A 12,038-nucleotide genomic window follows, 5' to 3' on the forward strand; every position below is an offset into this window, starting at 1 on the left:
CGCCACTGCGGGCCAGGCATCACGCCCGAGGCCCTCCCAACTTATGCTGGAAGGGTGAACACGTCCCGGGCCGCTCCTGCAGCGGCCCCCAGCGGAACCCCGCGGCCGGGCCGGCGGCGCCCGCAACTGTGGGCCGCCGCGTCCGGGGTCGCCGCCGTCGGCTGCGGCCTCGTGCTGGGCGAACTGGCGGCCGCGCTGGTCAGCCCTTCCGTTTCACCTGTGACAGCCGTGGGCGGGGCAGTCATCGACGCCGTTCCGCCGGGCGTCAAGGACTGGGCGGTCTCGCTGTTCGGCACGGCGGACAAACTCGCCCTGCTCGTCGGTATGTCCCTGGTGATCGCCGCGGTGGCGGCGCTGGCAGGAGTCCTGGAGTGGCGCCGCCGTTTCGCCGGACTGGCCGTCGTCGCGGTCTTCGGGCTGGCGGGCGCCGCGGCCGTGCTGGGCCGGGCGGAGGCCACTCCCATCGCCGTGCCCGTTCCGCTGCTCGACGCCGCGGCGGGCATGATGCTGCTGGGCTGGCTGATCCGGAAGCTGCGGGATTGGCAGGGGTCCGCCGAAACGGAAGGTCCCGCCCGGCGCCGGTTCCTGCAGTCCCTCGGGGTCGCCGGCGCCGTCGTCGCCGTCGGGGGAGTGCTGGCGTCCACCGTGCGTGGGGCGGCGGCCGCCGTTGCGGAGCTTCGCGGCAAAGTCGTGCTCCCGGGCCCGGCATCGGGCGCGCCGCCGCTACCGGCAGGGGCCCAGCTGTCCCTGGCCGGAATGGGCCCGCTGGTGACCCCGAACAAGGATTTCTACCGGATCGACACCGCGCTGCGCGTCCCGCTGGTGGATCCGCGCGACTGGAAGCTGAAAGTCACGGGCCTGGTGGACCGCGACGTCGAACTGGACTTCGCGGCCCTGCTGGCCAAGCCCCTGAGCGAGCGGTACATCACCATCGCCTGCGTTTCCAACGAGGTGGGCGGTGACCTGATCGGCAACGCCCGCTGGCTCGGTTGGCCGGTCCGGGAACTGCTGGCGCAGGCCGGACCGAAGCCGGGGGCGGACATGGTGCTCTCACGCAGCGCGGACGGCTGGACCGCGGGAACCCCGCTGGAGGTGCTGACCGACGCCCGGGACGCGCTGCTGGCCGTGGGGATGAACGGGGAACCGCTGCCGCTGGAACACGGCTTCCCGGTCCGGCTTGTTGTGCCGGGGCTCTACGGTTACGTCTCGGCGACCAAGTGGGTCACCGAGCTGAAGGTGACCCGGTTCGCGGACGACGTCGCCTACTGGACGCCGCGCGGCTGGAGTGCTCGCGGACCGATCAAGACGTCGTCGCGGATCGATGTACCGCGGTCCGGGCGGAGTGTCGGCGCGGGGACGGTGGACTTTGGTGGCGTGGCCTGGGCCCAGCACCGCGGCATCGCAAGGGTGGAAGTGCGCATCAACCGCGGCGACTGGAAGCTGGCGGAACTGGCGCCCGCGATCACCACGGACACCTGGCGGCAGTGGAAGCTCTCACTGCCGCTGGGCCCGGGGCAGTACGAGGCCCAGGTCCGTGCCACCGACCTGGCCGGCACCGTGCAGGTGGAGGAGCGCGCCCCGGCGGCGCCCAGCGGGGCCACCGGCTACCACACGGTTACAGTTGACGTGAAGTCCTAGCCCGCCGAGCCGAAGGTCACGAACCGTATGCACCGCACCGCGAACAGGCCCGCCACCGTCGAAGCGCACCGGGACAAGGTCCGGACGCTGCTGGCCCCGCTCGCCGCCCGCATAGACACGGTCCCGCTCCGCGAGGCTCTGGGCCGCGGACTGGCTGCCGACGTCGCGGCCCCGCTGGACCTTCCGCCCTTCGCCAACTCACAGATGGACGGCTTCGCCATCCGCAGCGCTGACGTTCCCGACGGCGGTGCGGAGCTGCGCGTTGTTGCCCCCGTCCCGGCCGGCGCCGAGCCCGCGCCGCTGCGCCCGGGCACCGCCGCGCCCATCATGACCGGCGCCATGATCCCGGCCGGGGCCGACGCCGTTGTCCCCATCGAGCAGGCCGTGCCCGATTCCTTCCCCGCGCCCGGGGCAGCCGCCACGGTCCGCCTGCCCGCGGCCCCGGCGGGCACCTTCGTCCGCGACGCCGGCAGCGACATCGCCGCCGGGGAGCCCGCCCTGGCCGCCGGGACCTTCCTGGGGCCGGGGCAGCTGGGGCTTCTGGCCGCGCTGGGCCTGACCCAAGTACCGGTACACGCCGTGCCGGCGGTGCTGCTGGTGACCACCGGCGACGAGGTGGTGGAACCGGGCAGCCCGCTGGAGCCTGGGAAAATCTACGATGCCAACGGCGCCCTGCTCGAATCCGCGCTGCGCCAGGCGGGCCTGCGCGTGACGCGGACCGGCATCTCCGCCGACAACCCCGACGAACTCGCGGCCCTGCTGCACCGGCACGCGCCCGACGTGGACCTGATGATCACCACCGGCGGAGTCAGCAAGGGCGCCTACGAGGTGGTCCGGCAGGCGCTGGCGGGCCACGACGTCGAATTCGGCCCGGTGGCGATGCAGCCAGGCGGCCCGCAGGGTATCGGCAGCTTTGACGGCGTGCCCGTCCTGGGCTTCCCGGGGAACCCGGTGAGCTGCCTTGTCTCGTTCGAAATGTTCCTCCGGCCCGTTCTGGCCGAACTGTTCGGCTCGCCGGCGCCCCGCACGGTGGTCCGGGCCCGGCTTGCCGAGGCACTGACTTCCCCGGAAGCCAAACATCAGGTCCGGCGCGGCACGCTCAGCCCCGACGGAACGGTCCGGTTGGAGGGCGGCGCCGGATCACACCTGGTGCACGCCCTGGCCCAGTCCAACGCCCTGGTGCAGGTGCCGGTGGGAACCGCGGCGCTCGCCGAGGGCGACGAGGTGGAAGTATGGATCCTGTGAACGAAGCAGATACCCCCGACAAACCCGTGCTGACCCATCTCCGGCAGGACGGCACCGCCCAGATGGTCGACGTGTCCAACAAGGCCGAGACCACGCGCGGGGCCACGGCCACCGCCACGGTCAACAGCACCGCCGAGGTCCTGGCCCTGCTCGGCGCCGGCGAGCTGCCCAAGGGCGACGCGCTGGCCGTCGCGCGGGTCGCCGGAATCCTGGCCGCCAAGAAGACTCCGGACCTCATTCCGCTCTGCCACCCGCTGCCGATCGCCAAGGTCACCGTGGACTTCGAGCTCGACGCCGCGTCGGTCACCGTGTTCGCCACGGTCAAGACCCGCGGCGTGACCGGGGTGGAGATGGAAGCACTCACCGCGGCGACCGTCGCGGCACTCAGCGTGTACGACATGATCAAGGCCGTGGACAAACACGCGGTCCTGACCGACATCAAGGTGCTGGCCAAGAGCGGCGGCAAGAGCGGGGACTGGACACTGTGAGCACCGCTGAACCGCACCGCCACGGCGAGGCGACCGGCCGGAAGGCCGGCATCGTGATCGCCTCCACGCGCGCCGCCGCCGGGGTCTATGAAGACCTCACCGGCCCCGTCATCGTCGACTGGCTGACCGAACACGGCTTCGAGGCCTTCCCCGCGCTCGTGGTGCCCGACGGCGAGCCCGTCGGCGCCGCCCTGCGCGCCCTGCTCACCCAGCGCCCGGCCGTCATCATCACCAGCGGCGGCACCGGCCTCAGCCCCACCGACGCCACCCCGGAACAGACGCTGCCGCTGCTGGACCGGGAGATTCCCGGCATTATGGAGGGGCTGCGCAGCGCCGGCACGGCCAAGACGCCGATGGCCATGCTGAGCCGCGGCCACGCCGGCGCCGCCGGCAGCACCTTCATCGTCAACCTCCCCGGATCCCCTAAGGGCGTTATGGACGGCCTGGGCGTGCTGGACCCGATCATTGGACACCTCTGCGACCAGCTGGAAGGCAGCCATGGGCACTGAATCCGCATTTGAAGTTGTACACGCCGTCCTTAGCGCCGAGCCCATCTCGGTGGACCAGGCGATCGCCGCGGTCGAATCGGACACGGCCGGCGCAGTGGTCAGCTTCAGCGGCGTCGTCCGCAACCACGACGGCGGCAAACCGGTGGTCCGGCTCAGCTACAGCGCCCATCCCACGGCACACCAGGTGATGGCCGACGTCGTCGCTCAGCTCGTCGCCGAGCACGCTCCCGCGGCGGGGGACGGGCCGGCCCAGCCGGTCCGGATCTGGGCCGCGCACCGGACCGGCACGCTGGAGATCGGCGACCCCGCCCTGGTCTGCGCCGTCTCGGCCGCCCACCGTGGCCAGGCGTTCGCGGTCTGCGCGGAACTTGTGGACCGGATCAAGGAGCAGGTGCCGATCTGGAAAGAACAGTTCTTTGCGGACGGCACCATTGAATGGGTCGGCGCGGGCGGGTAAGACCAGTCGGCGCCGGAGCGTAACGTCCACGGGCCGACGGCGCGGGCGGGTAACGCAGCCGTCCCGGTTCCGGTGGGGGCGGGCCCCGGCGGTAGGGTTGAAGGCATGACCGAACAACTCGCCGTCGCCGTCCTGGGCGCCAACGGGCGCATGGGCGCCGAGGCCGTCAAAGCCGTGGAAGCCGCCCCCGACCTGAAGCTCGTCGCCGCCCTGGGCCGCAATGATTCCCTGGACACGCTGGTGGACTCCGGCGCCCGCATCGTGGTGGACCTGACGGTGCCCGAAAGCACCGAAGCGAACGTCCACTTCGCGGTCGGCCACGGCATGCACGCCGTCGTTGGCACCACCGGCTGGGACGCCGAGCGGCTGGCACGGCTTGAGGCACTCCTCGCGGGCCGGTCAGGCGTGGGTGTCCTCATTGCCCCGAACTTCGCCCTCGGCTCGGTCCTGGCCTCCGCCTTTGCCGCGAAGGCGTCCCGGTACTTCGAATCGGTCGAAATCATCGAGCTGCACCACCCGGACAAGGTCGACGCGCCCTCCGGAACCGCCGTGCGCACCGCCCAGCTGATCGCCGCGGAACGGGCCGGTGCCGGCGTCGCCGCCAGCCCGGACGCGACCACGAGCGAACGCCCGGGGGCGCGCGGCTGCGACGTCGACGGCGTCCGCGTCCACAGCGTGCGGCTGAGGGGCCTGGTCGCGCACCAGGAAGTCCTGCTGGGCAGCCCGGGGGAGCAGCTGACCTTCCGCCACGATTCCTTCGACCGCGCCTCCTTTATGCCCGGCGTGCTGCTGGGCGTCCGCAACGTCGCGGCGCACCCGGGGCTCACCGTGGGCTTGGACGGCTACCTGGACCTGGGTCTCTGATGGCCAACGTCCTGGCGTCCTTCAAGGCCAACCGCACCAAGATCTGGGTGGGCGCGGTGACGCTCCTGCTGGTGTTCTACCTGGTGGTGTCCCTGCAGCGGTCCCTGCTGCTGCTCTCCGATGCCAATCCGGTGGCGAAAGCCCTCGGACTGGCCTACCTGGTGCTGCCCATGGTCGGAGCCTGGGCCCTGGTGCGCGAGCTCCTCTTCGGCGCCCGGACCGAGCGGCTGGCCAAGATCCTGGAGGCGGAAGGCGGCCTGCCGGAGGACACCCTGCCGCGCACCCCGGCTGGCCGGATTATCCGCGAAGCCGCGGACCTGGAGTTTGAGAAGTACCGGGCGGAAGCCGAAGCGGCGCCCGGGGACTGGCGCTCCTGGTTCCGGCTCAGCTGTGCCTACGACGCCGCCGGAGACCGCAAGCGGGCCCGCGCGTCGATGCGCGACGCCGTCCGTCTCTTCCGCGCCGGTTCACCAGCGGCCGGCGCCTAGCAGCGTTGCGCGCCTAACCGGCGCGCCGGGTACTCCGCAGTTGGCCGCGGCCCAGTTGGCCACGCCCCAGCTGGTTTGCCGCATGCCCCACCCATTCCAGCGGTCCGCGCCAGGAGAGCGCCGCGAAGGCGGCGCCTACGCCCAGTACCGCGAGGGCCTGCGCCCAGTACACCCCGTCCACGGTCCAGCCGGCGGGAAGGGGATGGCCGTACAGGGATGCCATCACGCACAGGTGTGCCGTGTAGAGGCTCAGCGTCAACGCACCGGCGCCGCGCAAGGGAAGCAGCAGGTCCAGCTGGATCCAGCCGCCGAGCCGTCCCAGCAGCAAGCAGAGGCCAACCACCGCTGCGGCGACCCCGGAGGTGTGCAGCAGGTCCAGCGTGGTGCCCGAATGCGGGGCACTTGAGGCCAGCCACCAGGCGGAGCCGGACTGGTCGACGCCCGCGAGGTTGACCTGCAGCAGGCTCTCGAGCGGATACGCCGGGTCGCCCAGCGTTTCCTGCAAGGCCGCCCTGCCGCCCAAATCCTCCATCAGCACGACGCCCAACCACTTGGCGAGCACCGCGGTGATGGTCCCGGCCGCCAGCAGCAGCGCCGGAACCGCCGTCGTCGAGAGGGCGAGCCGGCCGATCGCCAAGCCGATCAGCAGGTAAGCGAGCCACTGCAGGACCGGGTAATAGCCGGTCAGGAACAGATCGCCGAGGAGCCGGGCCGGAGTGGCCAGGTCCTCCCAACCGGGGTTGTGGCCGAGCTGCAGGGGCGGGTCGGCGGCCAGCAGCCACGGCCGCAGCAGGTAGGCCAGGACCGGGGTGGCCAGCAGCCAACCCGCGGCCAGTGCCCAAAGCCGCCTCGGACGCAGCCCGATAAAGGGCAGCACACAGAGAAACAGCAGGGCGTAATGGACCAGGATGACCGCAATGTTGATGTCCAGTCCGCCGAGCGAGAGCCCGACCGCCCCCACCACGAGGGCCCGGAGCGCAATGCCGCGGCGGGCCGCCCACAACTCCGGCCCCTCGAGAGGACGTTCCTTCCCGGTTGACAGGGCCAGGCCAATTCCGGCGAGTACGGCAAAGAGCGCCGCCGCACGTCCGGAGAAGGTCAAGCCGATCCAGGTGGGGGTGAGCTGCGCATCGGATTCGAACGTCGGGAGCACGTGGGTCGCCATCATGCCCAGCAGCGCAAGGCCCCGGGCTGCATCAACGCCCGCAAGCCGGGCCACGGCGCCCCTGGCCCTGGCGGTCCTAGAGCTTGGAGCCGTTCCGCGCGAGGTCATCTGACGATCGTCTCATGTCCGGCCGGACCGGCGACGGCGACGACGACGGGTGGCGCAGCGACGACGAGGGGTGGCGCCGCGAAGGCGGCCCTATCGTCCCTCCGCGGCGGCTCCGAACCACGTCGGCAGGTGGTGGAGCAGCTCGTCCTGGTCGTCGCCGATCCATGCCACGTGGCCGTCCGGCCTGAGAAGGACCGCCGGCGCGTCCAGTTCCGCGCTGACGTCCGCGACGTAGTCGATCCGGTCCGTCCATCCGGTCACCGAGAGCCCGCCAGTCTGGTCCAAAAGGAGTCCGCGGCCTTTCCGGGTGAGTTCGTAAAGCCGGCCCCGCCGCAGCGGTATGTCGCGCAGGCGCCTGCCCAGCAGGCGAGGCCCCGCCCCGAAGTCGTAGCGCACCCCGATCGCGGTAATCTTCTCGGCCACAAAGCGCCGCACGTCCTCGAAGTCCATCAGCTCGGTCAGCAGCCGAAGCACAGCACGCGGGCCGGGTTCGGAAGAGAGCAGCTCGCTTTGGGCCCGAGTGATAGACAGCACATCCTCGGCAACCGGGCGGCGCTCGGCCCCATAACTTTCCAGCAGCCCGTCTGGTGCCCACCCGTTGACTTCGGCGGCGAGTTTCCAGCCGAGATTGAAGGCGTCCTGGATGCCGAGGTTCAATCCCTGCCCGCCGAGCGGTGGATGGACGTGCGCGGCGTCCCCGGCAATCAGCACCCTGCCCCGCCGGTAGTTTTCGGCAAGCCGTGTGGCGTCGCTGAAGCGCGCGAGCCAGCGCGGTGAGTGGGCACCGAAGTCCGTGCCCGCGAACGCCCGCAGCTGAGTCCGCAACTCCGCCAGGGTCGGCGGGACCGAGCGATCCTCGGCAACGGTCGCCGCGGGGACGACGGCCCGCTGCAGGCCGTTTCCGGCCGGGCCGACGCCGAATCCCTTGTGGGTCTTGCGGACCTCGTCGACGACCTTCGCGAGTTCGTCCGGCGGTGCGGTCACCTCCACTTCGCCGAGGATCCACTCGGTCTTGGCCGGCTCGCCGGGGAAGCCGATACCGAGCAGTTGGCGCACCAGGCTGCGTCCGCCGTCGCAGCCGACCAGCCAGCCCGAGCGCAGCCGGGTGCCGTCGGCGAGGTCGACGCTCACCCCTTCAGCGTCCTGCTCGAAACCCGCCACCCCGCAGCCCCGGCGGACCTGTGCCCCGAGCTCGACGGCGCGCTCGGCTAGCAGGCGGTCGGTGACCGGCTGGGGCAGGCCGAGGACGTAGCCGTGCGCGGTGTCCAGGTTCGCCGGCGGGGGTTTGTCGATGCCTGCGAAGCGGCCGCCGGCGCCGGGATACTGCTTCCCGTGCGCGAGGAACCTTTCCAGCAGCCCGCGCTGGTCCAGGATTTCGATGCTGCGCGGGTGCAGGCCGAGCGAGCGGACCTGTTGGCTCGGCTCCGCGTCCCGCTCCAGCACGAGCACCTCCACATTGTGCAGCCGCAGCTCGCTTGCCAGCATCATCCCCGTCGGCCCGCCACCGCTGATGATCACGTCGACCATGCGCCACCCCTTATCCTCAAAGCCACTCCCAGACCCGGCAGCTGCGCCCGGCAGCGCCGCCGGGACTGAAGGTCCCCCGCACGCTTGCCGGGCCACCCATTGTGGCCGGTGGGAGGGCCCTTGCGGCAAGCCCCCTGCCGGGCCATATCCTGAAAGTGGCAGGGCGCCCTTTGCCTTCGAACAGCCTTCGAATAACTCCCAGGGCTGTCCGGGTGGGACCGGGCTGACGGTTCGAACATCTTGTATTCGAATATATGTTCGAATAACATGGCACCATGAACCACACACCAGGGCCGGCTCCCACCGGTTCTTCAAATACAGACGGTTTCTCAAAGCCAGAAGCCTTTTCGAACCCGGCCGGCACCGCTAAGGCCGGGGGCGCCCCCGGCGCCGCCGAGGCGAACGGCGTCCTCAAAGCGATGAGCCCCGGCGTCGTCGATTTCCTCTTCCGGCGGCTGGTCGCGGGGGAGTCGGCGGAGGACGTCCAATGGCACCAGGAAGGCACGGCCCTGTCCGTGCAGGTCCCCGGCGCAGAACTGGCCCGCCGGCTAGCGGAAACGGACCTCGAGGCGCTCACCCCAACGGAACTGTTCCACTACGTCCGCGCTGCCCAGCGGCTGTCGGCCTGGGCGGAGGCCCTGCGGGAGGACGCCGTCAGCCGTTACTGCGCCGTTCCGCCGTCGCATCCCGTACCACCGACAGCCACGGCGCAGGAGGGCCGAATTTGACGCGCATCACGCCGCCGCCATTGTCCTAACAAGCCGGGGACAGGGTAACGTTTTTCCTATGGCCGACTCTGACATTCGCTCTTACACGTTTGGAACCCTCGTGACCGCCATGGTCACCCCGTTCACCAACGACGGCGAGGTCGACTTTAAGCAGTCCGCGGAACTGGCCACCAAGCTCGTCGACGACGGCAACGACGCCCTCGTTATCTCAGGCACCACGGGGGAGACCTCGACGCTGGAAGACGACGAAAAAGAGAAGCTCTTCCGCGTCATCGTCGAGGCTGTGGGGGACCGGGCCAAGGTCATCGCCGGCACCGGCACCAACCACACCTCACACTCGATCGAGATGGCCAAGCGTGCCGCCAAGGCGGGCGCCCACGGCCAGCTGATCGTCACCCCGTACTACAACAAGCCGAGCCAGGCCGGTATCCAGGCCCACATCGAAGCCGTTGCCGACGCGGCAGACCTTCCCGTTATGGTCTACGACATCCCGGGCCGTGCCGGTGTGCCGATCCTGCCCGAGACCATGATTCGGCTCGCGGACCACCCCCGCGTCGTCGCGCTCAAGGATGCCAAGGCCGACTTTGCCGCCGTCACCCGTGTGATGGCGAACACCGAGCTGGACGTCTACTCCGGCGACGACGGACTGACCCTGCCCTGGATGGCCGCCGGCGCCGTCGGGCTCGTCAGCGTCTCGGCACACGTGGCCACCAAGCAGTTCCGTGCGATGATCGATGCCGCACTTGCAGGCGATTTTGCCACCGCCCGCACCATACATTTCGAACTGGACCCCGTGGTCCGTGCAGTGATGACCCATATCCAGGGTGCTGTTGCTGCGAAGCAAGTTCTTAAGTGGCAGGGAGTCCTGCCCAACTCGGTTGTCCGTTTGCCCCTCGTGGAGCCGGGCGAAGCCGAGATCGAAACGATCCGCGAGGACTTGGCGGAAGCGGGACTCGTCTACTCCTGATCCGGCAGCCATGCCTGGTCAGGAACCGACACCTCCTGCTCCGCCTGGAAAGTAGTGCACTATGACCCAAACCGCCCTTCCCGGCCTTGTCACGCCGCCGAAACTGCCCAAGAACACCCTGCGGATCGTGCCGCTCGGCGGCCTCGGGGAGATCGGCCGCAACATGACCGTCTTCGAAATCGACGGCAAGCTGCTCATCGTCGACTGCGGCGTCCTCTTCCCCGAGGAGACGCAGCCCGGCGTCGACCTGATCCTGCCCGACTTCTCCTACATCGAGAATCGTGTTGACGACATCCTCGCCGTCATCCTCACGCACGGCCACGAGGACCACATCGGCGCGGTCCCGTACCTGCTGCGCCTGCGCAACGACATCCCCATCGTCGGCTCCCAGCTGACGCTGGCCCTGATCGAAGCGAAGCTCCTGGAGCACCGGATCAAGCCGAACACCACCATCGTGAGCGAGGGACAGGTCCAGAAGTTCGGCCCCTTCGAGTGCGAATTCGTGGCCGTCAACCACTCGATCCCGGACGCCCTCGCCGTGTTCCTGCGCACCGCCGGCGGCACCGTGCTGCACACCGGTGACTTCAAGATGGACCAGCTTCCGCTCGACGGCCGGATCACCGACCTGCGCCACTTCGCCAAGCTCGGCGAAGAAGGCGTGGACCTGTTCATGTCCGACTCCACCAACGCCGACGTCCCCGGCTTCACCACCGCGGAGAAGGAGATCGGCCCCACCCTGGACCGGCTCTTCGGCCAGGCCTCCAAGCGCATCATCGTGGCCTCCTTCTCCTCGCACGTACACCGCGTCCAGCAGGTCCTCGACGCCGCCGCGAACCATAACCGCAAGGTGGCCTTCGTGGGCCGGTCCATGGTCCGCAACATGGCCATCGCCGCGAAACTCGGCTATCTCGAGGTTCCGGCCGGCATCCTGGTCGACATCAAGAACATCGACAACCTTCCGGACAACCGTGTGGTCCTGATGTCCACCGGCTCCCAGGGCGAACCCATGGCCGCGCTGTCCCGGATGGCGAACGGCGACCACCGCGTCGTCGTCGGCCAGGGCGACACCGTGATCCTGGCCTCCAGCCTCATCCCGGGCAACGAAAACGCCGTCTTCCGCATCATCAACGGCCTGCTCAAGCTCGGTGCGGACGTCATCCACAAGGGCAACGCCAAGGTCCACGTCTCCGGCCACGCCGCCGCGGGCGAGCTCCTCTACTGCTACAACATCCTCGAGCCGCTCAACGCGATGCCGGTGCACGGCGAAACCCGCCACCTGATCGCCAACGGCAAGATCGCCCTCGAATCGGGCGTGCCCGAGGAGAGCATCCTGCTGGCGGACAACGGCACGGTCATCGACCTCCGCGACCACCAGGCCGACGTCGTCGGCCAGGTCGAGGTGGGGTTCGTCTACGTGGACGGCTCCAGCGTCGGCGAAGTCACCGAAGCTGACCTCAAGGACCGCCAGACCCTGGGCGATGAAGGGTTCATCTCCATCATCACGGTCATCCACCGGGCCACCGGCAAGGTTGTCTCCGGGCCGGAAATCCACGCCCGCGGCGTGGCCGAGGACGACTCCGTCTTCGACGAGATCATCCCCAAGATCAACGCCGCCCTCGAGGAAGCCGTCCAGAACCGGGACCACACCTCGCACCAGCTCCAGCAGGTCGTCCGCCGCGTCGTCGGCACCTGGGTCAACCGCAAGCTCCGCCGCAAGCCGATGATCATCCCGGTGGTCCTGGAAGCCTAGGCGCCCCGCCCGGGCACCAGGCGCGCCCGGGCGCCAGCCCCGGCAAGATGTCGCCCGAACCGGCCTTCCCCGCCGGCTCCGCCTTCCGCGGAGCCGCCGGGGGA

Annotated in this window: 12 protein-coding genes; 10 read left to right on the plus strand and 2 right to left on the minus strand. The window is 70.0% G+C overall.

Annotation, left to right across the window (positions count from 1 at the left end; genetic code table 11):
* Nucleotides 1-54 precede the first annotated feature (54 nt).
* From FFF93_RS05820 to FFF93_RS05850, 7 genes are all read left to right on the plus strand, one after another.
* Nucleotides 55-1,638 carry a molybdopterin-dependent oxidoreductase gene (locus tag FFF93_RS05820; RefSeq protein ID WP_138769761.1) on the plus strand — a complete coding sequence of 528 codons (1,584 nt, stop codon included), beginning with the start codon at nucleotides 55-57 and terminating at the stop codon, nucleotides 1,636-1,638.
* A 27-nt stretch (nucleotides 1,639-1,665) separates the two neighbouring features.
* Complete coding sequence (gene glp / locus FFF93_RS05825; RefSeq protein ID WP_138769760.1) at nucleotides 1,666-2,883, plus strand: gephyrin-like molybdotransferase Glp; 1,218 nt, start codon at nucleotides 1,666-1,668, stop codon at nucleotides 2,881-2,883.
* Complete coding sequence (gene moaC / locus FFF93_RS05830; RefSeq protein ID WP_138769759.1) at nucleotides 2,871-3,371, plus strand: cyclic pyranopterin monophosphate synthase MoaC; 501 nt, start codon at nucleotides 2,871-2,873, stop codon at nucleotides 3,369-3,371. Before glp ends, moaC begins: the two co-directional genes overlap by 13 nt.
* The gene (locus tag FFF93_RS05835) at nucleotides 3,368-3,880 is read left to right on the plus strand and encodes a MogA/MoaB family molybdenum cofactor biosynthesis protein (RefSeq protein WP_138769758.1); all 513 of its coding nucleotides are present in this window, start codon (nucleotides 3,368-3,370) and stop codon (nucleotides 3,878-3,880) included. Before moaC ends, FFF93_RS05835 begins: the two co-directional genes overlap by 4 nt.
* The gene (locus FFF93_RS05840) at nucleotides 3,870-4,337 is read left to right on the plus strand and encodes a molybdenum cofactor biosynthesis protein MoaE (RefSeq protein WP_138769757.1); all 468 of its coding nucleotides are present in this window, start codon (nucleotides 3,870-3,872) and stop codon (nucleotides 4,335-4,337) included. The genes FFF93_RS05835 and FFF93_RS05840 overlap by 11 nt, the downstream gene beginning before the upstream one ends.
* Nucleotides 4,338-4,442: 105 nt before the next feature.
* Nucleotides 4,443-5,201, plus strand: coding sequence for a 4-hydroxy-tetrahydrodipicolinate reductase (gene dapB / locus FFF93_RS05845; protein ID WP_138769756.1), 759 nt, complete (start codon nucleotides 4,443-4,445; stop codon nucleotides 5,199-5,201).
* Nucleotides 5,201-5,689: a hypothetical protein gene (locus FFF93_RS05850; protein ID WP_138769755.1), complete on the plus strand. Its 489-nt coding sequence runs from the start codon at nucleotides 5,201-5,203 to the stop codon at nucleotides 5,687-5,689. Before dapB ends, FFF93_RS05850 begins: the two co-directional genes overlap by 1 nt.
* Nucleotides 5,690-5,702: 13 nt before the next feature.
* Here the strand turns inward: FFF93_RS05850 and FFF93_RS05855 are convergent, their stop codons facing one another.
* Both FFF93_RS05855 and rox read right to left on the minus strand, forming a co-directional pair.
* A complete protein-coding gene (locus FFF93_RS05855) occupies nucleotides 5,703-6,962 on the minus strand; it encodes a heparan-alpha-glucosaminide N-acetyltransferase domain-containing protein (protein ID WP_138769754.1) in 1,260 nt (419 codons plus the stop codon).
* A gap of 90 nt (nucleotides 6,963-7,052) precedes the next feature.
* On the minus strand, nucleotides 7,053-8,489 hold the full coding sequence (gene rox, locus FFF93_RS05860; RefSeq protein ID WP_138769753.1) for a rifampin monooxygenase: 1,437 nt from the start codon (nucleotides 8,487-8,489) through the stop codon (nucleotides 7,053-7,055).
* A gap of 275 nt (nucleotides 8,490-8,764) precedes the next feature.
* On the opposite strand from rox, the gene FFF93_RS05865 reads away from it, so the two are divergent.
* From FFF93_RS05865 to FFF93_RS05875, 3 genes are all read left to right on the plus strand, one after another.
* Nucleotides 8,765-9,217 carry a hypothetical protein gene (locus FFF93_RS05865; RefSeq protein ID WP_261375318.1) on the plus strand — a complete coding sequence of 151 codons (453 nt, stop codon included), beginning with the start codon at nucleotides 8,765-8,767 and terminating at the stop codon, nucleotides 9,215-9,217.
* A 58-nt stretch (nucleotides 9,218-9,275) separates the two neighbouring features.
* Complete coding sequence (dapA, locus tag FFF93_RS05870; protein WP_138769752.1) at nucleotides 9,276-10,184, plus strand: 4-hydroxy-tetrahydrodipicolinate synthase; 909 nt, start codon at nucleotides 9,276-9,278, stop codon at nucleotides 10,182-10,184.
* A gap of 61 nt (nucleotides 10,185-10,245) precedes the next feature.
* A complete protein-coding gene (locus FFF93_RS05875; protein WP_138769751.1) occupies nucleotides 10,246-11,934 on the plus strand; it encodes a ribonuclease J in 1,689 nt (562 codons plus the stop codon).
* The last annotated feature ends 104 nt before the right edge of the window (nucleotides 11,935-12,038 follow it).

Source organism: Arthrobacter sp. KBS0702 (assembly GCF_005937985.2).
Classification (GTDB): domain Bacteria; phylum Actinomycetota; class Actinomycetes; order Actinomycetales; family Micrococcaceae; genus Arthrobacter.